Annotated in this window: 22 protein-coding genes; 12 read left to right on the top strand and 10 right to left on the bottom strand. The window is 63.3% G+C overall.

The window, feature by feature from the left end:
- Positions 1-36: 36 nt before the first annotated feature.
- A complete protein-coding gene (locus EJ068_RS26170) occupies positions 37-675 on the bottom strand; it encodes an HD family hydrolase (protein WP_127253590.1) in 639 nt (212 codons plus the stop codon).
- The gene (locus EJ068_RS26175) at positions 675-1,538 is read right to left on the bottom strand and encodes a folate-binding protein YgfZ (RefSeq protein WP_127253589.1); all 864 of its coding nucleotides are present in this window, start codon (positions 1,536-1,538) and stop codon (positions 675-677) included. Before EJ068_RS26175 ends, EJ068_RS26170 begins: the two co-directional genes overlap by 1 nt.
- 84 nt (positions 1,539-1,622) lie before the next feature.
- Between EJ068_RS26175 and EJ068_RS26180 the strand changes: the two genes are divergently transcribed.
- Entirely contained in the window at positions 1,623-2,954 is a 1,332-nt protein-coding gene (locus tag EJ068_RS26180) for a dihydroorotase (protein ID WP_127386408.1), read from the top strand.
- A gap of 5 nt (positions 2,955-2,959) precedes the next feature.
- On the opposite strand, the gene EJ068_RS26185 is transcribed toward EJ068_RS26180, so the two are convergent.
- The 4 genes from EJ068_RS26185 to EJ068_RS26205 form a co-directional block, all read right to left on the bottom strand.
- Entirely contained in the window at positions 2,960-3,751 is a 792-nt protein-coding gene (locus EJ068_RS26185; RefSeq protein ID WP_189512567.1) for a hypothetical protein, read from the bottom strand.
- 230 nt (positions 3,752-3,981) lie between these two features.
- On the bottom strand, positions 3,982-4,239 hold the full coding sequence (locus tag EJ068_RS26190; protein ID WP_040984202.1) for a hypothetical protein: 258 nt from the start codon (positions 4,237-4,239) through the stop codon (positions 3,982-3,984).
- A 354-nt stretch (positions 4,240-4,593) separates the two neighbouring features.
- A complete protein-coding gene (locus EJ068_RS26195) occupies positions 4,594-4,971 on the bottom strand; it encodes a TIGR02301 family protein (RefSeq protein ID WP_126083460.1) in 378 nt (125 codons plus the stop codon).
- Positions 4,972-5,293: 322 nt separating this feature from the next.
- On the bottom strand, positions 5,294-5,710 hold the full coding sequence (locus EJ068_RS26205) for an NUDIX hydrolase (RefSeq protein WP_126078294.1): 417 nt from the start codon (positions 5,708-5,710) through the stop codon (positions 5,294-5,296).
- A 118-nt stretch (positions 5,711-5,828) separates the two neighbouring features.
- Between EJ068_RS26205 and EJ068_RS26210 the strand changes: the two genes are divergently transcribed.
- Positions 5,829-6,590, top strand: a complete 762-nt coding sequence (locus EJ068_RS26210; RefSeq protein WP_127253518.1) for an SOS response-associated peptidase — start codon at positions 5,829-5,831, stop codon at positions 6,588-6,590.
- Positions 6,591-6,759: 169 nt separating this feature from the next.
- On the opposite strand, the gene EJ068_RS26215 is transcribed toward EJ068_RS26210, so the two are convergent.
- Positions 6,760-6,915, bottom strand: coding sequence for a hypothetical protein (locus EJ068_RS26215; RefSeq protein WP_108702811.1), 156 nt, complete (start codon positions 6,913-6,915; stop codon positions 6,760-6,762).
- 393 nt (positions 6,916-7,308) lie between these two features.
- Here EJ068_RS26215 and cysS point away from each other — a divergent pair, with 393 nt between their 5' ends.
- From cysS to cimA, 7 genes are all read left to right on the top strand, one after another.
- Complete coding sequence (gene cysS / locus EJ068_RS26220; RefSeq protein ID WP_127253517.1) at positions 7,309-8,760, top strand: cysteine--tRNA ligase; 1,452 nt, start codon at positions 7,309-7,311, stop codon at positions 8,758-8,760.
- A 202-nt stretch (positions 8,761-8,962) separates the two neighbouring features.
- Positions 8,963-9,355, top strand: a complete 393-nt coding sequence (locus tag EJ068_RS26230) for a DUF559 domain-containing protein (protein WP_127253516.1) — start codon at positions 8,963-8,965, stop codon at positions 9,353-9,355.
- On the top strand, positions 9,352-9,738 hold the full coding sequence (locus EJ068_RS26235; protein ID WP_127253515.1) for a VOC family protein: 387 nt from the start codon (positions 9,352-9,354) through the stop codon (positions 9,736-9,738). The genes EJ068_RS26230 and EJ068_RS26235 overlap by 4 nt, the downstream gene beginning before the upstream one ends.
- Positions 9,739-9,771: 33 nt before the next feature.
- Entirely contained in the window at positions 9,772-10,263 is a 492-nt protein-coding gene (locus EJ068_RS26240; protein WP_126078290.1) for a GFA family protein, read from the top strand.
- On the top strand, positions 10,260-10,736 hold the full coding sequence (locus tag EJ068_RS26245) for a GFA family protein (protein ID WP_127253514.1): 477 nt from the start codon (positions 10,260-10,262) through the stop codon (positions 10,734-10,736). The genes EJ068_RS26240 and EJ068_RS26245 overlap by 4 nt, the downstream gene beginning before the upstream one ends.
- On the top strand, positions 10,733-11,698 hold the full coding sequence (pip, locus tag EJ068_RS26250) for a prolyl aminopeptidase (protein WP_127253513.1): 966 nt from the start codon (positions 10,733-10,735) through the stop codon (positions 11,696-11,698). Before EJ068_RS26245 ends, pip begins: the two co-directional genes overlap by 4 nt.
- A gap of 52 nt (positions 11,699-11,750) precedes the next feature.
- Complete coding sequence (gene cimA, locus EJ068_RS26255) at positions 11,751-13,367, top strand: citramalate synthase (protein WP_127386188.1); 1,617 nt, start codon at positions 11,751-11,753, stop codon at positions 13,365-13,367.
- Between the two features lie 14 nt (positions 13,368-13,381).
- On the opposite strand, the gene EJ068_RS26260 is transcribed toward cimA, so the two are convergent.
- Positions 13,382-14,215, bottom strand: a complete 834-nt coding sequence (locus EJ068_RS26260) for a sulfotransferase family 2 domain-containing protein (RefSeq protein ID WP_126078286.1) — start codon at positions 14,213-14,215, stop codon at positions 13,382-13,384.
- Between the two features lie 235 nt (positions 14,216-14,450).
- Here EJ068_RS26260 and rarD point away from each other — a divergent pair, with 235 nt between their 5' ends.
- A complete protein-coding gene (rarD, locus tag EJ068_RS26265; protein WP_128298125.1) occupies positions 14,451-15,380 on the top strand; it encodes an EamA family transporter RarD in 930 nt (309 codons plus the stop codon).
- 10 nt (positions 15,381-15,390) lie between these two features.
- On the opposite strand, the gene EJ068_RS26270 is transcribed toward rarD, so the two are convergent.
- Positions 15,391-16,386 (bottom strand): transporter, encoded by a 996-nt coding sequence (locus EJ068_RS26270; protein WP_128298124.1) that lies wholly within the window; start codon positions 16,384-16,386, stop codon positions 15,391-15,393.
- Between the two features lie 211 nt (positions 16,387-16,597).
- Positions 16,598-19,153, bottom strand: coding sequence for an EAL domain-containing protein (locus EJ068_RS26275; protein ID WP_245463492.1), 2,556 nt, complete (start codon positions 19,151-19,153; stop codon positions 16,598-16,600).
- A gap of 387 nt (positions 19,154-19,540) precedes the next feature.
- Here EJ068_RS26275 and EJ068_RS26280 point away from each other — a divergent pair, with 387 nt between their 5' ends.
- Together EJ068_RS26280 and EJ068_RS26285 are read left to right on the top strand one after the other, a co-directional pair.
- The gene (locus tag EJ068_RS26280; RefSeq protein WP_126078282.1) at positions 19,541-19,750 is read left to right on the top strand and encodes a DUF680 domain-containing protein; all 210 of its coding nucleotides are present in this window, start codon (positions 19,541-19,543) and stop codon (positions 19,748-19,750) included.
- Positions 19,751-19,968: 218 nt separating this feature from the next.
- Positions 19,969-20,940, top strand: a complete 972-nt coding sequence (locus EJ068_RS26285) for an MBL fold metallo-hydrolase (RefSeq protein WP_126078281.1) — start codon at positions 19,969-19,971, stop codon at positions 20,938-20,940.
- Positions 20,941-20,961 lie beyond the last annotated feature (21 nt).

Consider the following 20,961-nt stretch of genomic DNA (forward strand, 5'->3'; position numbering starts at 1 on the left):
TATACTGTCCTGGTAGCCGGTTAATTTAGCGTTCTTTCAAATAACCGAATTGGCGACGAACGAAGACTGGCGCATGGCATCCAGTGTCTTGAAACGCTTGAGGAAAGCCGTTTGCGCCCAAGTGACGGATTTGGGCGTGAGGTCGAAGCGGTCGGCGGAGAAGCCGCGCGGGCGGCCGAAATACTCGGTCGCTTCCGCCGTCGAAAAGCCGGCCAGCAGCGTCGCCTCGAAATAGGCGGCGATCTGGTCGGCGCGCTTGATGTCCTTGCGCAAGGAGGCGGCGAGCTCCGCCGGCAGCGAGAAACGCAGATGGATCGCGCGCTGCAGGCGCAGCTCGCAATCCTTATAGGAGCCGCCCATCACCGATTTGAACGGCGAGATCATGTCGCCGATGACATATTCCGGCGCATCGTGCAGCAGCGCGGCGAGCCGCGCCTCCGCCGTGGCCTGCGGTGCCAACTCGCCATAGAGCGCCTCGACCAGCAGCGAGTGCTGTGCGACGGAGAAGGCATGGTCGCCGCTGGTCTGGCCGTTCCAGCGGGCGACGCGGGCGAGCCCATGCGCGATGTCGGCGATCTCGATGTCGAGCGGCGAGGGGTCGAGAAGGTCGAGCCGCCGTCCCGAAAGCATGCGTTGCCAGGCGCGCGGCGGCGCGCCGGCCCGGTCGGCCGCCATCAGGCCTCCTCCGCGCTGGCCGCGCCTTCAGGGAAGCTGAACTTCGCCCAGGCGGGAATCGCGAGCGTCACCGGAACCTCGCCCGCCAGGATCGCCTCGCCGGCATCGAGCGCCGCCTTGACCCGGTCGATGCGGGCAATGGCAAGTCCGGTCCTGCCGCCAACCGAGCCGAGCGCGCCCACCGGCCGGCCGGCGACGGTAAGCTCGGTTCCCGAAGCGGGCAGGGGGCCGTCAGCCGATGCGATCAGAACCCGGCGCCGTGCGGTGCCGCGATGCTGCATGCGCGAGACCACTTCCTGGCCGATATAGCAGCCCTTCTTGAAGCCGACGCCGCCGGTTTCGTCGAGCAGCACGTCATGCGGGAAGGCGTCGCCAAGCTGGTAGTCGGCGCCACTTTCGGCGATGCCGTTGGCGATGCGGACGGCTTTCCAGCCATCAGGATCGCCACCGTCCTTTGCCCCGCCGCCATAAGTGCGCCTCACCGCCACGTCGCGAAAACGCGTGTCGGTAAGCGCCGTTGAATCGGAAGATGAGACGGTTGAATCATCGCCCCACGCGACCGTGACAACCACCTGATCCTGCTTGGCAATCTCGGCCTTTGCCCTTAGCCGATAAAGCATCAGCCGGCGCACGAAATCGTCGGCGGTGTCGGCCCGGCATTCGAGCCGAAAACCGTTGTCGCCGGCGCGCGAGATCAGGAAATCGAACAGGATTTTGCCCTGCGGCGAAAGCAGCGCGCCGGGTTTGGCCTCGCCGTGCGGGAGCGTATCGAGATTGGTGGTGAGGATGTTCTGCAGGAAATGCTCGGCGTCGGGGCCTGACACGGAAATGAGCGCGCGGTCGTTGAGCTGGGTAAAGGGCATGAGGGAAAGTCGGCCTGATCTTGCAAAACGTTCGGCCATTACGTAAGCCGGCCACACTCCCCCCGCAAGAGATTGGACCTGCCCATGGCAACCACCTTCGACCTCATCCTGACAGGCGGCACCGTGGTCAACCATGACGGGGAGGGTCGCCGCGACATCGGCGTGAAGGGCGGACGCATCGCGCGGATCGGCGATCTCGCCCAGGCTTCGGCCGGCGAGGCCATCGACTGCACCGGCCTGCACATCCTGCCGGGCGTCGTCGACAGCCAGGTGCATTTCCGCGAACCGGGGCTGGAACAAAAGGAAGACCTGGAGACGGGTTCCCGCGCGGCGGTGCTGGGCGGCGTCACCGCCGTCTTCGAAATGCCCAACACCAATCCTTTGACCACCAGCGAGGCGGCGCTGGCCGACAAAGTACGCCGCGCCACCGGCCGCATGCATTGCGATTTCGCCTTCTGGGTCGGCGGCACGCGCGACAATGCTCGCGATGTCGGCGAACTGGAACGGTTGCCGGGAGCGGCCGGCATCAAAGTGTTCATGGGCTCGTCCACCGGCGACCTTCTGGTCGAGGACGATGAAGGCGTCGCCTCGATCCTGCGCAACACCCGCCGCCGCTCCGCCTTCCATTCGGAAGACGAATTCCGTCTGCGCGAGCGGCTCGGCGAGCGCGTCGAGGGCGATCCGTCGTCGCATCCCGTCTGGCGCGACGAGATCGCGGCGCTGCGCTGCACCGAGCGCCTGGTGCGCATCGCCAGGCAGACGCGCGCGCGCATCCATGTGCTGCACATCTCGACCGCGGAAGAAATTGTTTTCCTCGAGCAGCACAAGGATGTCGCGACCTGCGAAGCGACGCCGCATCATCTGACGCTGACGGCGGACGACTATGCCAGGCTTGGCACGCTGATCCAGATGAACCCGCCGGTCCGCGCCGCCCGCCACCGTGACGGCGTCTGGCATGGCATTCATCAAGGGATCGTCGATGTTCTTGGCTCCGACCACGCGCCGCACACGCTGGCTGAGAAGGCGAAGACCTATCCGGGCTCGCCGTCCGGTATGACCGGCGTGCAGACGCTGGTGCCGATCATGCTCGACCACGTCAATGCCGGCCGGCTCACGCTGCAGCGCTTCGTCGACCTTTCCAGCCACGGCCCGCAGCGCATCTTCGGCATGGCCAGGAAGGGCCGCATCGCCGCCGGCTACGATGCCGATTTCACGGTCGTCGACATGAAGCGGCGCGAGACCATCACCAACGCCCAGGCCGGCTCCAAAGCCGGCTGGACACCCTATGACGGCAGGGAGGTCACCGGCTGGCCGGTCGGCACCATCCTGCGCGGCAATCGCGTCATGTGGGAAGGTGAGATCGCGACACCCGGCCAGGGCAGGGCGGTGGAATTTTCCGAGGCGCTGCCGGTCTAAGGGGTTCAATCCCCGGCCACAAAGAACAGCCACTGCCCTGTCGGCGTGATGCCGACGCGGTAGAAGATATAGGCGCCGAACTGCTTCATGTCGTCATAATCGCTGGCCGTGACCAGCTTGAACAATTCGACGCGTTGCCTGGCATCGAGCTTGTCGAGCGGCAGCGCGAAGAAATACGGCCAGACATAGAGTTCCTGCGGCGTGCCGGTGTCGACATGGACATAGCCGGCCGAAAGCACCTCTTCAAGGATGGCGAGGATCTCCTGGCCGTCGCCGTCGCCCGAGAGGCCCTTGAGAAAGGTGATCGGGTCGCCGTCGATATCGCCCAGCGACAATTGCGTCATGGAATCGCCCTTGCCGATCAGCGGCCGCAGCTTCTCGATGTCGCCGGTACGGCAGGCCTCGATGATCAGCCCATGCATGCGCTTGACCGGTTCAGGAAGCGTGTTGAGGTCGTAGACGACCGCCGGCGGCGGCGCGTCCGGATCGGCGCGCGGGCTGGTGATGCCGCCATTGGCGGGCGGCGTTTCCGGCTCCGACTTGTCGGTGTCGTCTGCCGGCTGGCCGCTGTCCGAAGGCTTGGAGCCGGGCGCTTCCTGCATCGGCACGGTCGCGCCAGGCGCGGCGCTGTCGCTGTCGGCGGGCGGGGCCACCGGGGAAGGCAGGTCCTCGCGCTGGATCTCACTCAGTGCGTAGGAAGGCGTGCTGGCGAGGCACAAAGGCAGCGCGAGGCAGGAAGCGGCGATCAGGATGTTGAGCGTCAGCCCGCGCGGCCGGCCTGACATCGAAAATCTCACCGCTTGCCTCTCCATTGTTCCCCGGCCTGATCCGGGCGGCGCCTTGAATGGTCAAGCGCATGGGCATGATGCCCAAACGGCGTGCACTCGTCAAAAGTCACTGTCGAAAAGTCGCTGTCAAAACAGATGACTAGAGCAATTCCAGGAAAAGTGTGAGCGGTTTTCCGTCCGGAATTGCGTAAAAACAAAGAGATAAAGTGGTTCGCCGTTTCCGTGAAACGGTGAAACGCTCAGTGCTTCAGCCGTTCAGGCTCGAAGGCGCCGGCGATCACCTTTTCCCGCATGCGGTCGAGCAGCGCCAGCGCCGAGGTCTCGCCATTGGCGCGCAACATCTCGCCGAAAGCCGTCTCCAACGCCGCCTCGGCGATGATTTCCGGCTCGATGCCGGCCGACAGGCCTTCCGCCCATGCCTCGCTGTGGCTCTCAACGGCGGTCAGGCGTTTTTCTTCCCTGACCAATGCGTCGATGTCGCTGACACCATGTTCCATTGCGATGTCCACCTTACTGCAAGCGGCGATCCAACAGTGGATCCGGCTTGGGCTGTCAGTTCGTCCGCAGTCTCAAGTAAGTCATTGTAAATACGACATTTTTAGGGTCGAAATTCACATTGTCGGCGAGACTGCGCTCAATCGATGCCGAGCTTAGCCGATTAGGCCGGCTTGCGGCATCAAAACCTTCAGTTTGAGTTAATTCCGCAATCGCGCGCTAACGTTTCATTAATACTGTTGCGAAACCGCAACAGATGATTGCACCAGAGCGGGACAGGAGACAATAAGGCACATCACATTGGCGCCAATTGTCGCAAGAAATCTGGGCAAAACGTATTGGCGGCCCGAGCCGCCTCAGTTCCCGTAGCGCGAAGCGATGTCGCGCGACAGCGTCTCGCCTTCCTTCATGTAGCGGGCGATGGCCTCGGTCGCCGAAGGCGTGCATCGTGTATAGGTGCCGCTGAAGGAGCGGTAGCCGCGGTTGAAGGAGGCGATGAAGCGCGCGCGCCGGTCAGGGTCCGGATTTTCCGATTCGAGCAGCTTTTCCATTTCGACCCGCCACTGGTCGCCCTTTTCACCGCACAGGTTGCGCAGAAAATGCAGCGATCCCAGCACTTCCGCCAGCCGCATCAGCCCCGGCTCGAACGGCGCCTCGGCGGCGCGCGCCGGAACCGGCGAAGCGGCGATGCCGACAGCGAGGCACGCGGCGAGAAGAGGGGAAGCGCGGGTCATAGACTTATGTGATCGAACAGTTCGTTGTCCACAAGGCGACTGTGAGGCTGTTGGCATTGGCCATCGAATGAAAGCGCTTTGCCCGTTGGAATTCAACTTGTCCAGGTTGGCGCCGCCCCTCATTGCCCTGCCGGGCATTTCTCCCCGTATAGTGACGGGAAGAAAGGGCATGGTGCAGCGCTGGCGCATTCCCTGCCAGTTGGCGGTTGGCGAAATCGCTGGCGACAGCGTCCCTCTCCCCGTCACTATACGGGGAGAGGATGCCGGCAGGCAGGTGAGGGGCAGCGCAAACGTCTGAAGTCATGGCGTTGCATTCTCGAAGCTACTTGTGCGAATCGTTAAGCAACGCTACCGCAACCTCAAGCACTGCATCGGCAAGCGGCATGTCAGCCATTTGCGCCAGCGTGTAGAATGCCGCGGTCTCGGCATCGTCGCTGGCCACTGGTTCGCCGTCGGCATAGGCGGCGCCGAACACCGTCAGCAGATAGTCGACCGCGTGGTTTTCACCGCTGCCGTCGATATGGATGTCGCGCAGCGGGCGGTAGTCGATGGCTTCAAGTCCGGTCTCTTCCCGCAACTCCCGTGCGGCAGCCTCTGCCAGCGTTTCGCCCGGTTCGACCTTGCCGCCTGGATAGGCATAGAGCCCTTGCGATGGCGCCCGCCCACGCTTGACCAGAAGCACGGTGCCGTCGCGCACGACCGCGACCGAAACGGCCGGTATGATCTTGCGCTTTTCCATGCGTGCCGATCCTTCTGCAGGCTTTTGTGGACCGATTGGGCGAATCCAGCTTTAGCCGTTGAGGCGTGGCGGTTCCATCGCCACTTTTGATGGCACGTCACTCGAAAAGCCCAGATCCATGTGCGGACGCTTTGCCCTGACCGCCACGCCGGACCAGACCGCCGCCTTCCTCGGCCTGGCCGAACTGGAGGGATTTCCGGCCCGCTACAACATCGCGCCGACACAGCCGGTGCTGATGGCGCTTGCCGGCCCGCCGCGGGAACCCGGGTCCAACCTGCCGGACCGCCAGGCGATGCTGGTGCGCTGGGGCCTGATTCCCGCTTGGGTCGAGGACACCAAGGCGTTTCCGCTGCTCATCAACGCCCGTTCCGAGGGCGTGTTGCAAAAAGCATCGTTCAAGACCGCCATGCGCCACCGCCGCGCTCTTGTGCCGGCATCGGGCTTCTACGAATGGCAGCAATCGGGTTCGGCCAAGGGGCAGCCCTACTGGATCCGCCCGCGACGCGGCGGCGTGGTCGCCTTCGCCGGCCTGATCGAGACTTACTCCGAGCCCGGTGGTTCCGAGATGGACACCGGCGCGATCATCACGACTGAGGCCAATGCCGACATCGCCCATATCCATGATCGCATGCCGGTGGTCATCGAGGAACGCGACTTCGCCCGTTGGCTCGATTGCCGCACGCAGGAGCCGCGCCACGTGCTCGATCTGCTGAAGCCCGTCGAGCCCGATTTCTTCGAGGCAATTCCGGTTTCCGACCTGGTCAACAAGGTCGCCAACACCGGGCCGGAGATCCAGGAGCGCGGCATCGTTTCGCAGCAAGCTGAAAAGCCCGGACGCCAGAAGCCTGGCGCGGACGAAAACCAGATGAGCTTGTTTTAGAGCAATTCCAGGAAAAGTGTGGAGCGGTTTTCCGTTCGGAATTGCGTCAAACCATCCAACAGAAGGCTGCCTGCCCGAAAGGCTGCTTTGGGGCCTTCATCTCCAGGGCCCTCATGGCGCCCTCGTCACCGCCGTCTCCATCGTCGGAGACTGTGCCGGTCGCGCCGTTTCAGGCGGCGCGCGGCGAGACGATCTTCTGCGCGGGCTTCTTCTTCTTCGCGGTGTGGAGGAGGGCGGCGACGATGGCCGCCGGGCCGATCGCGCGGTAGTGGTTGGCCAGCGCGGGCTGCGTTTGTCGGATCTGTTCCTGCTTGCTGCGAGCCATGATTCTCTTCCCTGGTAACGGTTTCGTGTTCGGCGTTTGGCGGCTGATTCCGTCCAAATCGTGACACCGGGCGGTCTAGCCGGCGAATGTTTCATCACTGTGCCGACATGTTTAATAAAATGTTTCGCCACGTCTTTACCTGTGATCCAACGACATCTTTCCTAAGCCGAGCGACTTGACGGCAGCACCCGCCGGCGCGATAAAGCCGGCCATGAAAACGTCTTTCGCCATTTGTGGCATTTGCATTATTGGCTAGCCTCGCGCTGGTCCGGACGTTTTCGCCTCATCTTTCCCCAGATCGGAAAAAAACGCCCCGGCCAGCAGGCTGGAGCCTGTTTTGCGCCGTGGCGCAGGCAAGGCTCCATCCAAGTCTAAGGGATCGGAAGGGCACGTATGTCTGAACCATCGAAGGGCCTCAGCCTCTACAACACGCTGACGCGGACGAAGGAACCGTTCGTTCCGATCGACCCGCAAAACGTGCGCATGTATGTCTGCGGCCCGACCGTTTACGACTTTGCCCATATCGGCAATGCCAGGCCGGCGATCGTCTTCGATGTGCTTTTCCGCCTGTTGCGCCAACTCTACGGCGAAAAGCACGTCACGTATGTGCGCAACATCACGGATGTCGACGACAAGATAAACGCCAGGGCGCTGCGAGACTTCGGCGGCGAGATCGCGGCCGGGAAGTTGTCGCTGAACGATGCGATCCGCAAGGTCACCGAACAGACCGCCGACCAGTACCACAAGGATGTCGCGGCCCTCGGCTGCCTGCAGCCGACCTACGAGCCGCGGGCGACGGAGTTCGTCGCACCCCGCGCCGACGGCAAGGCCGACATGCTGTCGCTGATCCGCCAGCTGATCGAGCGCGGCCATGCCTATGTCGCCGGCGGCGAGGTGCTGTTCGACACCGCCTCGATGCCGGACTATGGCGAATTGTCGAAGCGCAATCTCGACGAGCAGCAGGCCGGCGCGCGCATCGCCGTCGACGCGCACAAGAAGAACCCGGGCGATTTCGTGCTGTGGAAATTGTCGAGCCCGGAAGAGCCCGGCTGGGAAAGCCCGTGGGGCAGGGGCCGGCCCGGCTGGCACATCGAGTGCTCGGCCATGTCGGCCGCTTATCTTGGCGAGGTCTTCGACATCCATGGCGGCGGGCTGGACCTGATCTTCCCGCACCACGAGAACGAGATCGCCCAGTCGCGCTGCGCCCACGGCACCAAGGTCATGGCCAATGTGTGGATGCACAACGGCTTCCTGCAGGTCGAAGGCCAAAAGATGTCGAAGAGCCTCGGCAATTTCTACTCGATCCACGAATTGCTGGAGACCGAGACCTTCGGCGGCCGCACCTGGCCGGGCGAGGTGCTCAGGCTGGCGATGCTGATGACGCACTATCGCGAGCCGATCGACTTCTCCGTGCGCAAGCTGGAGGAGGCGGAAAACACGTTGCGCAAATGGAAGCGTGCCGCCGATCTTGCGCCCGCGGCCGCGAATGACCTGCCGGCCGAAGTGGTGGAAGCGCTCTCGGATGACCTTGCCACCTACACCGCCTTCCAGCGGCTGACGCAGCTTGCCGGCGAGGCGGTCGAGGCTGGCGGCGATGGTGGCAATGCCGCCGCCGCTTCGTTGAAAGCGGCACTGGCCTTCCTCGGCTTCGACGTCGGCGCGGCCAAGGTGGACGAGACGGCGGTCGCCAAGGCCATCGCGGATCGTCTGGAGTTTATCGCTGCCAAGAACTGGGCCGAGGCTGATCGCATCCGCCACGAGCTTCTGGCTCAGGGCGTGCAGTTGAAGGACGGCAAGGATCCTGTCACCGGCGCGCGTGTGACGACGTGGGAGATCAAGCGGTGAAGGTGGATGCCTCCATACGGGAGAGGTTGGAGCGAGGCCCCCCTCTCTGTCCTGCCGGACATCTCCCCCTCAAGGGGGGAGATTGGATGTCGCCTGGGCTTTCGCCAACCGCCAACGTTGAAGATTGGGCGCCGTCGGCGAAGCTGCTGATCTCCCCCCTTGAGGGGGAGATGCCCGGCAGGGCAGAGAGGGGGGCCTCGCAATGACCCATCATCGGGTATCTCCCGCCAATCGCGGCGATGCGCGCAAGATGCGCAAGGCGATGATCGATGCCGAGTTGAAGCTTTGGAATGAGGTCCGTGCTGATAGGCTGATGGGAATCGCGTTCAGGCGTCAGATGCCCATAGCTGGCTACATCGTCGATTTTGCCTGCCCCAGCAAGAAGCTGATCGTCGAGATTGATGGCTCTCAGCACGCTCTTGCCGAAGTTTCGGCGTCCGACGTCGCGCGAACCGCGAAGCTTGAAGGGCTAGGCTGGACCATCCTGCGCTTCTGGAACGACGACGTGGTCCGCGATATCGACAATGTCTGCCAGCACATCGTCATCGTGGCCGGGCTGGCCGCCGCGCCACCAAGGGAGGAGCTCGTCCTGTGATCGATCATCTCGGCATCACCGTTTTCGATTTCGACGCGTCGAAGGCTTTCTACGACAAGGCGATGGCGCCGTTGGGGGCTTCGCTGCTCTACATGGTGCCGGAGGAATACACCGGCGGCGCCAAGATCGGCGGTTATGGCCGCGACCGGCCGGTGTTCTGGGTGAGTGCCGGCAAGGAGAAGCCGAAGGATCACCAGCACATCGCCTTCACCGCGCGCAGCCGCGCTGAGGTCGACGCCTTCCATGCGGCAGCGCTTGCCGCCGGCGGCAAGGACAATGGCGCGCCGGGCCTGCGTCCGCACTATCATCCGAACTACTACGGCGCCTTCGTCTTCGATCCCGACGGCAACAATGTCGAGGCGGTCTGTCATGACCCGGAATGAGCCCCTAAGGCAGCCCATGAAACGGAGTGAGCGATGAGCCTCGACAACAGGCCGATCTACACCGGCGGCTGCCAGTGCGGCGCCGTGCGCTTCCGCGTCGAAGGCGCGTTGGGCGACGCCTCGGTCTGCCATTGCCGCATGTGCCAGAAGGCGAGCGGCAATTTCTACCTGCCGCTGGTGTCGGTGCGCGGCGCCACGCTCGACTGGACGCGCGGCGAGCCGAAACGCTTCCGTTCGTCCAACGCCGCCTGGCGCGGCTTCTGCGCCGAATGCGGCACGCCGCTGACCTTCGAGGCGCCCGACGGTATCGCATTGGCGATCGCCACCTTCGATGACCCGACCGGCATCGCGCCGACCATCCAGTGGGGGACGGAGGCGAAGCTCCCCTATGTCGACGGCATCCCCAAGCTGCCGTCCGAGGACACGATGGCCGATATCGCCTCTGCGCCTTACCTCGCCGAGCTCGTCTCCTATCAGCATCCAGACCACGACACCGACCAATGGCCGCCGGAGGAAAGACCATGACCGATCAAGTTCGAACCGGCGGCTGCCAGTGCGGCGCCGTGCGTTTTCGCGTGCACGGCAAGCTCGGACGCCCGTCCATCTGCCATTGCCGCATGTGCCAAAAGCAGTTCGGCAATTTCTTCGGCGCGCTCGTGACGGTGCCGAAGGACGGCGTCGAATGGACCCATGAGGAGCCGACCTATTTCCAGTCCTCGGTCAACATCGACCGCGGCTTCTGCGCCCGCTGCGGCACGCCGCTGACCTACCGCCAGCCGGGCGCGCTGGAGATCGCCATCGGCGCGTTCGACGACCGCTCCGATCTCGCGCCGCAGATCCAGGTCAACTACGCGGTGCGGCTGCCCTGGGTGGAGAAGATCTTCGAGGCGCCGATCCTCGACGATCCCGATTTCTACCGACGGCAGGAGCAGATCATCTCCTTCCAGCACCCCGATCACGAGATGGCCAACTGGCCGCAGCAGGGCTTGAAACTATGACGATCCACAGTGGTTCCTTGCGCAGCCTCTATCCCGAGATCGAGCCGTTCGAGTCGGGCATGCTCGATGTCGGCGACGGCCACACCATCTATTGGGAGCGCTGCGGCACCAGGGGCGCCAAGCCTGCCGTGTTCCTGCATGGCGGTCCGGGCGGCACCATCTCGCCGAAACATCGGCGGCTGTTCGACCCGAAACTCTACGATGTCATCCTGTTCGACCAGCGCGGCTGCGGGAAATCGACGCCCAACGCCTCGCTGGAAGCCAACACCACCTGGCATCTCGTCGCCGACATAGAGCGCCTGCGCGAGATGGCCGGCTTCGACAAATGGCTGGTCTTCGGCGGTTCCTGGGGCTCGACGCTGGCGCTCGCCTATGCCGAGACGCATCCCGAGCGCGTCAGCGAGCTCATCGTGCGCGGCATCTACACGCTCACCCGCGCCGAGCTCGAATGGTATTATCAGTTCGGCGTCTCCGAGATGTTTCCCGACAAATGGGAGCGTTTTCTCGCGCCGATCCCCGAGGCCGAGCGCGGCGACATGATGGCCGCTTACCGCAAGCGACTGGTCGGCTCCGACCGCGCGCGCCAAGTGGAGGCCGCCCGCGCCTGGAGCATCTGGGAGGGCGAGACGATCACGCTGCTTCCCGAACCCGAGACCAGCGATCCGTTCGGCCAGGATGACTACGCCATCGCCTTCGCCCGCATCGAGAACCACTATTTCGTCCATGCCGGCTGGCTGGAGGAAGGGCAACTGCTCCGCGACGCCTGGAAACTGAAGGACATTCCCGGCACCATCGTCCACGGCCGCTACGACATGCCGTGCCCGGCGAAATATGCCTGGGCGCTGCACAAGGCCTGGCCGAAGGCGGATTTCCACCTCATCGAAGGCGCTGGCCACGCCTATTCCGAGCCGGGGATTCTGGATCGGCTGATCCGGGCCACGGATCGGTTTGCAGGGAAATAATGATGCAGGTTCGTGCTCTACGCGAAGGATCCCGGCATTTCGAGCTATCGCCATGAAGAAACAACGCCTCTATCTCTTCGACACCACTCTGCGCGACGGCCAGCAGACGCCGGGCATCGACTTTTCCGTCGAGGACAAGATCGCCATCGCAAAACTGCTCGACGCGTTCGGGATCGACTATGTCGAGGGCGGCTATCCGGGCGCCAACCCGACCGACACCGCCTTCTTTCAGAAGAAGCGGACGGAAAGCGCGAAATTCGTCGCCTTCGGCATGACCAAGCGTGCCGGGGTCTCGGCCTCCAACGATCCGGGGCTGGCGGCGCTGGTGCAGTCGAAGTCTGACGCCATCTGCTTTGTCGCCAAGAGCTGGGACTATCATGTCCGTGTGGCGCTCGGCTGCACCAACGAGGAGAATCTGGAGGCGATCAAGGCCTCGGTCGAGACGGCGGTGGCCGCCGGCAAGGAGGCGATGGTCGACTGCGAGCATTTCTTCGACGGCTTCAAGGCCAATCCCGATTACGCGCTGGCCTGCGCCAGGACCGCCTATGAAGCCGGAGCCCGCTGGGTGGTGCTGTGCGACACCAATGGCGGCACGCAGCCCTCGGAAGTGCGCGAAATCGTCGGCAAGGTGATCGCCGGCGGCATCCCGGGCGACCATCTCGGCATCCATGCGCATGACGACACTGGACAGGCGGTGGCCAATTCGCTGGCCGCCGTAGAAGCTGGTGTGCGCCAGATCCAGGGCACGTTGAACGGCATCGGCGAGCGCTGCGGCAACGCCAATCTGATCACCATCATCCCAACGCTTTCGCTGAAGCCCGCCTTCGCCGACCGTTTCGAAACCGGCATTTCAGCCGAGGATCTGACCGGAATATCCAGGCTCTCACGCGCCTTCGACGAATTGCTCAACCGTGCGCCGGAAGCGCAGGCGCCCTATGTCGGTTCGTCCGCCTTCGCCACCAAGGCCGGCATCCATGCCTCGGCTCTGGCCAAGGAGCCGGCGACTTATGAACATGTGCCGCCGGAAGCCGTCGGCAACCGCCGGCGAGTCATGGTCTCCGACCAGGGCGGCAAGGCGAATTTCCTCGCCGAGCTGAAGCGGCGCGGCATCGAGGTGCCGAAGGACGATCATCGGCTAGACGCGCTGATCGCGGTGGTCAAAGAGCGCGAGGCCGAAGGCTATGCCTATGAAGGCGCCGACGCGTCCTTCGAGCTGCTCGCGCGAAAAATGCTGCACGGCTTGCCGGAGTTCTTCAACGTCACCTCCTTCCGCTGCATGGTCGAGCGCCGCTTCGACGCCAACGGCAATCTGAAGACCGTCTCCGAGGCGATCGTGAAGGTCGAGGTCGACGGCGAGGAGAAGATGTCGGTGGCGGAGGGCCATGGCCCGGTCAACGCGCTCGACATCGCGCTGCGCAAGGACCTCGGCAAATACCAGAGCGAAATCGTCGACCTCGAGCTCGCCGACTTCAAGGTGCGTATCCTCAATGGCGGCACCGAGGCCATCACGCGCGTCCTGGTCGAATCGCATGATTCCACCGGCGCCCGCTGGTGGACGGTCGGCGTTTCGGAAAACATCATCGACGCCTCCTTCCAGGCGCTGATGGATTCGATCATCTACAAGCTGATGAAGAACCGCGAGATGGCTGGGCTGGTGGCGGCGGAGTAGGGGGATTCGGACCGTCAGCCGGCTCGATAGTCGGCATCATAACCGAACCGCCTGAAATCCTCCGCATAGGCCCGCCTGACTTGATCAACCAGCGGCCGCGTCCATGCAATTCCTGGCGTAGGGGCAGACTGGTTGAGCGGTTTTGCCAGCGAGTTCCGAATTTCCTCCGAAGCGCCTAATCGGGCCAAGACAGGATTCAAGCCTTCGGCCAGGGATTCGAGCTTTATGATCTCGATCCTGAAGTCGCTCGAATTCGGAATTATTGCTGACATCAGGCTCCAATGGCCGTTCTTGCCGAGAGCAGCCGTTGTGCAGGCGCCTTTGACGAAGCTGTCGAAAGACAGTTGGTCTCGGTCGATGTCGGACGAGGACAATGAGGTCATGTCGCCCATCAATTGCTCAATCAGTCCGGTATTTCCTGGGTCGGATAGTTTGAGCTTATAGAACTTGTTGAGATAACATGACCGCAATCTGGAGAATGGATTTCTCACCACGGAGAAAATCAGCGTCTCGGGGTCGCGCAGCAGCGATTCGAATAGTTTTACGCCGACGTCGCTCGGGGCAAGCAGTCCGGATTTTCGACGCGAATGATATGCCTCGGGATCGTCATCATGGTTGATTCCGTAGGCGCAGATCGAAAGCAGTCGCTTGACTGTGGTGCAACCCGCTTTGGGTACTTCCACATAGATCAGCTTGCGGTCCGGGAAAACGTGAAAGAAGTAATCGATGTCTGTTGTCGCGCGGTAAGCCCGATAGGCGACCGAGTCGGCCAGATGACGCCTTACCCCGAGCTGCGCTCGGAAGAAAGTATACTTCCTATTCTTTATGGCACTTGTCAGGCGCGACATTGAAGGGTTCCAGAATCACTTCATATTAGAATTCCCCCAAGCGCTAAAATGAGGCTATTACTACGGGCGGGCCATCGCAAACAGAAAATTCTGTAGGCGGACCGGCGGAGGCGAATTGTGATGCGGCGCCCCGGAAAGGAAGCGGTCCCGGCCGCTGAGCCATCACCAAAACTCCGTTGATCCATCATAATTTTGTGATGGTCTTGGGCGGCCCGCTGAGCCATAGCGTTGGGCCATGGTCACCGCTACAGCCGATCTCGATCAAGTCGCCAAGGGCCGCCGCGGCTTCCTTCTGGCACTTGGCGCCTATTTCCTCTGGGGGCTCTTGCCCTTCTATATGAAGGCGGTGGCGCATCTGCCGCTTGCCGAGGTGATCGCCAACCGCGTCGTCTGGTCGGTGCCGATCGCGGCGGCGGTGCTCCTCTGGGCCGGCCGCACCGCCGACTTCAAGGCGGCGATCCGTTCGCCGAAGAGCCTTGCCATGGCGGCACTGACGGCGGTGCTGATCTCGGTCAACTGGGGCATCTATGTCTGGGCGATCGCGGTCGACCGTACCGTCGAGACCGCGCTGGGCTACTACATCAACCCGCTGGTCAATGTCGTCGTCGGCGCCGTGCTGCTCGGCGAGAAGCTCGACCGGCTGCAGATCGCGGCTGTTGTGCTGGCCGCCATCGCGGTGACGGTGCTGACTGTCGAGGCAGGCAAATTGCCCTGGGTGTCGCTGGCGCTCGCCTTTTCCTTTGCCGCCTACGGCTTCTTCCGCAAGACGCTGCCGATCGGCCCGAGCCAGGGTTTCCTGCTCGAGGTGCTTTTGCTGTCGGTGCCGGCGCTCTGCTACATCGTCTACCTGATTGCCACCGGCCAGGATCACCTCATCTCCAGCACCGGTGCCGACACGGCCTTGCTCATCGGCTGCGGCCCGATCACCGCCGTGCCGCTGCTGCTCTTCGCCTTCGGCGCAAGGCTGCTGCGCCTGTCCACCATAGGCATCATGCAATATATCGCGCCGACCATGGTGTTTCTGATCGCCGTGCTGATCTTCGGTGAGCCGTTCGGCACCACACAGGCAATCGCGTTCGGGCTGATCTGGACGGCGCTGGCGATGTACAGCTGGTCGATGTTCAGGGGCCGCGAAGCGCGGCCGGCGGCGCCGGCGACGAGATAGAATCGGCGCCCTACACGCGCCCGAGCCGTCGCACGATCTTGTAAACAACGCCGGCTATGACGACCGAGATCGCCGTCACCACCCAAAAGCCGTGCGGCGTGTCGACCAGCGGCACGCCGCCGACATTCATGCCGAACAGGCCAGAAATGATGGTCGTCGGCAACAGGACCGCCGTCATGACGGAGAGGATGTAGAGCAGCTGGTTCGACTGCTCGGTAAGCTTCGCCATCAGCTCATCCTGCAGCAGCCGCGTGCGCGCCTGCAGCTGCTCGCCGTCATGATGCAGCGTATGCGCCCGGTGCGAGAGGCGTGTGGCCATGTCGTTGATCGGGTCGGGCAGCTCGTTGCGATGCGAATGGTCGAGGTGGCGGAAGAGGCTGGTGAGCGTCGCCATCTGCCGGTGGATCAGCACCAGCTGCCGGCGCGCGTCGACCAGCGCCTGGCGCTCATTGTGCCATGCATTGCACACGATGCGATCCTCGATGCCGTCGAGCGTGTTGCCCATCTTGTCGAGCTCGGCCGCCATGCCGTCGAGCGACTGGCCCATCACCGCTTCGATCAGCTCGGCCGGCGTGCGGAATTTCCGTGTGCCGCTCTCCACCAGCTTGCGGATCTTGTCGACCGATTCCAGCGGCTGCTTGCGGGCGCCGACCAGCATCTTGTCGTTGAAGGCGAAGCGGAAATGCGTGAGTCCGCGCGCCTCGGCAAAATCGTGCCTGAGGTCCGGCAGGTCGCCATAGAGGAAGTCGTCCTCGAAATCGATCTGGCAGCCATGGCTTGGCGACAGGAAGGCGTCGCGCACCGGCGCCGGCAGGGCCGTCTCGGCGCCGATCTCGTGGCGGGCGCGCATGTCGGTGATCTGGTAGCTGCGCCAGCTCCAATGCGCCTCGGCGGGATCGGCGGTGCGGGAACCATCGGCCTTGAAATGGTAGATGAAGAACAGCCCGTGCTCGTCCGGCAGATAGGGCGAGAGATCAGTGCCTTCGGCGGGGAGGGCGATGTTCATGGCGGCTTCGCCGGTTCTTGATGCGGTCGGGGTCGCGGGGGCGGCCACGGCAAACCTACCATGGCGATTGCCGCCTGGTGTGACAGTTTGATGACCGGGTTTTCAGCGGGTCTCCCTCTCGGCAGGGCTGTCCTGTCGTTTGCCCGCTTGCCGAACGGGTCGTGCAGCCGGCAACAGCCCGGTCAAATGGCAGCTGGGTGAGCCGGCATCGCTATCCCGCTGCCAGCCACTCCCGCGACTGCGCGAAGATCCTGAAGGATGTTGCGTCCATCGGGCGCCCGAAGGCGTAGCCCTGCAGGATGTCGCAGCCAAGCTCTTTCAGGATGCGCGCATGTTCCATCGTCTCGACGCCTTCCGCCACGACCCCGATGCCGAGCGATTTGCCGATCTCTATGATTGACGACACCAGCCGCCGCTGCGCCGGCGAGCCGGTTATCGGCGTGACGAGCTGCCGGTCGATCTTGAGACGGCGCGGTTGCAGTTTGAGCAGGCTGACGACCGATGCGTAGCCCGTGCCGAAATCGTCGATCTCGATGTCGATTCCGAGTTCCTTGATGTGCTCGATGTTCCAGGCGACAAGGTCGTCGTGCTCGTCGAGAAAGATCGACTCCACGAGCTCGAATGAAACGGTTCCCTTCTTGATCGCCAGCTTGCGCAGGCCGTTGATGAGATCCTTGTCTTCCAGCCTTCGTGCCGAGACATTGACCGACACGCGCGGGATGTTGAGCCCGTCGAGCGACCAGCGCTGGAAATTCTCGAGCGTTTGTTCGAGGATCGTGCGGTCGATGAGCGAGACCACGTTCAATTCCTCGGCCACCTTGAGGAACACGTCGGGGCCGAGGATGCCGCGCTGTGGATGGCGCCAGCGCGACAGCGCTTCGACACCGACGATCTCGAGCGTGTTGGCGTCGAACTGCGGCTGGTAATAGGCAATGAACTCGTTGCGCTCCAAGCCGCCGAGAATCTCATCGGCAGTTTGCTTGGTCTTCACGATCTCGCTTTGCAGCTCTTCGTTGAAGAACTCATAACGGTTGCGCCCTCGGCTCTTGGCTCGGTAGAGCGCGAGGTCGGCATTGACCAGCAATTGCTTGGCATCGATGCCGCTGTTGGCCGCAATCCCGATGCTGACCCCAAACCGGCATTGGTGGCCCTTATAGTCGACGGGTTGGCGCATCTCTTCGATGATCCGGTCCGCGAGTGCGGCGAGTTCATCGTCCCTGCGTCCGCGGCACACCACGATGAACTCGTCCCCGCCGATGCGCGCCACGAAGTCGGCCGCCCGGACGTTGGCCTTGATGACCTTCGAGGCATGCATGAGCATGGCGTCGCCTGCCGCATGGCCGAGCGTGTCGTTGATGTGCTTGAAGCGGTCGAGGTCGAGATGCAGCAAGGCAGTGCGATCATCGTGCGCCCCGGCCAGCATCTCATCAAGATAGCGGCGATTGGGCAGGCCCGTCAGAGAATCATGCAGCGCAACGTGCTCGATGCGCGCCTTGGCGGTCTCAAGTTCGGCATTCTTCGATTCCGACAATTGCCGCTCATGCACCAGATTCTCATTGAGCAGGACGTCGCTGGTCACGTCCCATTCAGCGCCGATCATCTTGGGCGTGTCGTCGACGTCCTGCAGGAAGCCTGCCCGGGTGCGCACATGGCGGACGGTGCCGTCAGGAAGGAGAAGACGGTACTGCGAGGAATAGCGGCCTTGGGTTGCTGCCGCCGTGTCGAAGTCCCTTCTTGCGCGCTCCAGGTCGTCTGGATGAATGGTCAGCGCCCAGTCGTCATAGCCACGCGGCCGGCCGTCAGCCGGCCTGCCATAGATCTCGTTGAGGCGATCGTCCCACACGAGCTGCGAGGTGGCGAGGTCGTGTTCCCATACGCCGATGCCCGAGGCATCTAGCGCAAGCTCAAGGCGTTGGGAAAGCCGCCGCAGCTCCGCGTAATTCTTCTGTCTCTCGCCGAACAACCAACCGGCTATCAGGATGGGCAACACAATCAGCGCGCCGGCCAGCGCCACCGTTGCCCACAAGGTGGCCTCGTTCTTCGGCGTGGCCGGCCAGCCGTGTTTCGGTATCGCCGACAATTGCCAGGACCCCAGCGGCAGTTCCACTTCGGCCGTTACCGGGGTGCCGTTGACCACGTTCTCGCTGCCGAAGAAGCGCTGGCCGCCGCCGCCCAGCGCGTCCTTGCCTGTCAGGGCGACCTCGATATCGAGGTCCGGGTCGGTGAGGCCGCTTGCGGCAAAGAGCCTGTCGACATCGATGACCGCGGAGAGAATGCCCCAGAACCGGTCACCGCCGCCCACTGTCGGTACGAAAATCGGAATCCTGCCGATGAAGCCTCGGCCGCCCTGGACGAGGTCTACCGGACCCGCCAGGACCAAGGCGCGCTGGTCGCGCGCCCGCAGCGCCGCCATGCGCTGTGCTTCGTTCTTGCGGTAGTCGAGCCCGAGCGCCTTTTCGTTGCCTTTCATCGGGTACATCAACGAGATCACAAGGTCGGGCGCGCCGGCAATGTTGCGCAGCTGTGATTTCTCCTTGAACAGGTTCGCGGCGAGCGCCGCAAATCGCTGTTGCCCCATATACGGCTCGGTCGTCACCGCCGAAGCAAGGCCCTGCACCAGCTGCAGGTTGCCGTTTATGTTTCCCTCGAGCTTGGCGCGGATGATGTTGACCTTGGCGAGCACGTCGGCGCGCAACAGCTGGTCGGAGACTTTTCTGTTTTGCTGATCGACGAAGAGCGCGCAGATCGCAAGCACGAACACAGCGATCGCCGCCGGCAAGTTGGCGGAAGAGAAAACGGCCTGTCTGATACGGCCGATATTGAAACCAGTCCCGGTCAATTCGACGCGAATACCTTTCGCGGACAGAAATCCATCGGTTGAAGCTAGCAGGAAGTGCTTAAATTTAAACTTCCGGACCGGCTTCAAGTTGCGTCACTGGCAGCTTGGCAGGTTATTTTCAGCCCAAAAGCTGGAGCGATGCTTAACGCCGGCTAACTGGCCGCGGCTTCCCGTTTCATCCGGACGGGTCGCGATTTGTATCGCGCCCTGAAAAGATTCTCCGCCCCCCGGGAATAAAGCCCGAGCCTTCCGGGTCTTGGCTGTAGCGAGGCCATCCTCCCAAGGCACGCATCAACCAACCCGGAGAATACGCATATGAACAAGATCGCCCTCACCGCAGTCGCCATCCTCCTTGCCACCGGCGGCGCCTTTGCCGGCAGCGACCACTTCTCCGCGGCCGCCCAGCACGCAGCCGCCGTCGACACCACCACCACTGCTTCCATCGTGAAGCTGGACCGTCACGACATGAAGCCGGCGGCCAAGATCGCTGCGGATGAGCCTGGCCAGGGCATCTGGGGTCGCTGAGCTAGGAGCTTGGGGCTGAACGTCCCGATCCGGGCGGGGAAGGCACGCCTCGCAGGGCTCGGAGCCGAAGTCCCGATCTCCCCTGTGCCGGTCGGTCTTTCAGTCGGACCGGCCGGCACCGGCTTCCGCAGCCGGCGGAGGGTCGCACCGGGCCCTCCGCCAATCTCTCATACCGCCTGAAACCTGACGCAACCCGCAGCCACTAGAGGAGATTTCTGATGTTCAACATGACACGCCGCATGGTGCTCGGATCAGCCGCCGCCGCTGCCGCCTTCGGCATTGCCGGCAAGCTCGAATTCGCGCCCGCGGCCCACGCCGAAACCCCGGTCGAGCCGCTGGTCGGCTTCTACAAATACAAGGTCGGCTCGCTCGAGGTCACCGCCGTCTATGACGGCATTTGGCGCAAGCCCCACGACCCGGCCTTCATCAAGGACGTCTCGGTCGACGACACCAAGGCGGCACTCGCCAAGGCAGGATTGACCACCGACTTCATGCCGATCCCGCTCACCGTCGTGGTGCTCAAGATGAACGGCCGCACCATCATGATGGACGCCGGTTCCGGCGTCGGCCAGTGGCAGGCCAACGCCACGCATCTGCCGGCCAACATGAAGGCCGCGGGCATCGACTACAAGGCGATCGACACCATTCTGATCTCGCATTTCCATCCGGACCATGTCTGGGGCCTGATGGAGAAGGGCACCAACGATCCGGTGTTCCCCAATGCCGAGCTGATCGTCAACGCCACCGAATACAATTGGTGGACGGATCCGAGCCGCCTCGCCAAGCTGCCCGAGGGCCGCAAGCCGGCGGGCAAGCGCATCGCCGAGAATTTTCCGAAATGGAAGAACTGGAAGCTGGTCGACGATGGCGCGGAAGTGGTGCCCGGCATCCGCCTCATGGCGGCGCCCGGCCATACGCCTGGCCATTCGGTCTACCATGTCGATGCCGGCGCCGAGCAATTCCTCGTCTCGGCCGACACCATGTACGTGCCGGCGCTGCTTGCCCCGCATCCCGAATGGCAGGGCGCCTACGACCAGGACGGTCCGACGGCGATCACCACGCGGCACCGGATCATTGACCAGGTGATCGCCGACAATGTCCGCATCTGCGGCTCGCACTTCCCGTTCCCCGGCACAGGCAGCTTCGTCAAGGACGGCAATGCCTACGCCTTCACCCCGACCCAGATCTGATCTCACTCGGATCGTGAACAG

The organism is Mesorhizobium sp. M2A.F.Ca.ET.043.02.1.1 (assembly GCF_003952405.1).
Taxonomy (GTDB): domain Bacteria; phylum Pseudomonadota; class Alphaproteobacteria; order Rhizobiales; family Rhizobiaceae; genus Mesorhizobium.

What these genes read in the sequence shown, in the direction of transcription:
- EJ068_RS26170 (WP_127253590.1), bottom strand. Translation starts at nt 675, where the DNA reads ATGGCGGCCGACCGGGCCGGCGCGCCGCCGCGCGCCTGGCAACGCATG.
- EJ068_RS26175 (WP_127253589.1), bottom strand. Translation starts at nt 1,538, where the DNA reads ATGCCCTTTACCCAGCTCAACGACCGCGCGCTCATTTCCGTGTCAGGC.
- EJ068_RS26180 (WP_127386408.1), top strand. Translation starts at nt 1,623, where the DNA reads ATGGCAACCACCTTCGACCTCATCCTGACAGGCGGCACCGTGGTCAAC.
- EJ068_RS26190 (WP_040984202.1), bottom strand. Translation starts at nt 4,239, where the DNA reads ATGGAACATGGTGTCAGCGACATCGACGCATTGGTCAGGGAAGAAAAA.
- EJ068_RS26195 (WP_126083460.1), bottom strand. Translation starts at nt 4,971, where the DNA reads ATGACCCGCGCTTCCCCTCTTCTCGCCGCGTGCCTCGCTGTCGGCATC.
- EJ068_RS26205 (WP_126078294.1), bottom strand. Translation starts at nt 5,710, where the DNA reads ATGGAAAAGCGCAAGATCATACCGGCCGTTTCGGTCGCGGTCGTGCGC.
- EJ068_RS26210 (WP_127253518.1), top strand. Translation starts at nt 5,829, where the DNA reads ATGTGCGGACGCTTTGCCCTGACCGCCACGCCGGACCAGACCGCCGCC.
- EJ068_RS26215 (WP_108702811.1), bottom strand. Translation starts at nt 6,915, where the DNA reads ATGGCTCGCAGCAAGCAGGAACAGATCCGACAAACGCAGCCCGCGCTG.
- cysS (WP_127253517.1), top strand. Translation starts at nt 7,309, where the DNA reads ATGTCTGAACCATCGAAGGGCCTCAGCCTCTACAACACGCTGACGCGG.
- EJ068_RS26230 (WP_127253516.1), top strand. Translation starts at nt 8,963, where the DNA reads ATGACCCATCATCGGGTATCTCCCGCCAATCGCGGCGATGCGCGCAAG.
- EJ068_RS26240 (WP_126078290.1), top strand. Translation starts at nt 9,772, where the DNA reads ATGAGCCTCGACAACAGGCCGATCTACACCGGCGGCTGCCAGTGCGGC.
- EJ068_RS26245 (WP_127253514.1), top strand. Translation starts at nt 10,260, where the DNA reads ATGACCGATCAAGTTCGAACCGGCGGCTGCCAGTGCGGCGCCGTGCGT.
- pip (WP_127253513.1), top strand. Translation starts at nt 10,733, where the DNA reads ATGACGATCCACAGTGGTTCCTTGCGCAGCCTCTATCCCGAGATCGAG.
- cimA (WP_127386188.1), top strand. Translation starts at nt 11,751, where the DNA reads ATGAAGAAACAACGCCTCTATCTCTTCGACACCACTCTGCGCGACGGC.
- EJ068_RS26260 (WP_126078286.1), bottom strand. Translation starts at nt 14,215, where the DNA reads ATGTCGCGCCTGACAAGTGCCATAAAGAATAGGAAGTATACTTTCTTC.
- rarD (WP_128298125.1), top strand. Translation starts at nt 14,451, where the DNA reads ATGGTCACCGCTACAGCCGATCTCGATCAAGTCGCCAAGGGCCGCCGC.
- EJ068_RS26270 (WP_128298124.1), bottom strand. Translation starts at nt 16,386, where the DNA reads ATGAACATCGCCCTCCCCGCCGAAGGCACTGATCTCTCGCCCTATCTG.
- EJ068_RS26280 (WP_126078282.1), top strand. Translation starts at nt 19,541, where the DNA reads ATGAACAAGATCGCCCTCACCGCAGTCGCCATCCTCCTTGCCACCGGC.
- EJ068_RS26285 (WP_126078281.1), top strand. Translation starts at nt 19,969, where the DNA reads ATGTTCAACATGACACGCCGCATGGTGCTCGGATCAGCCGCCGCCGCT.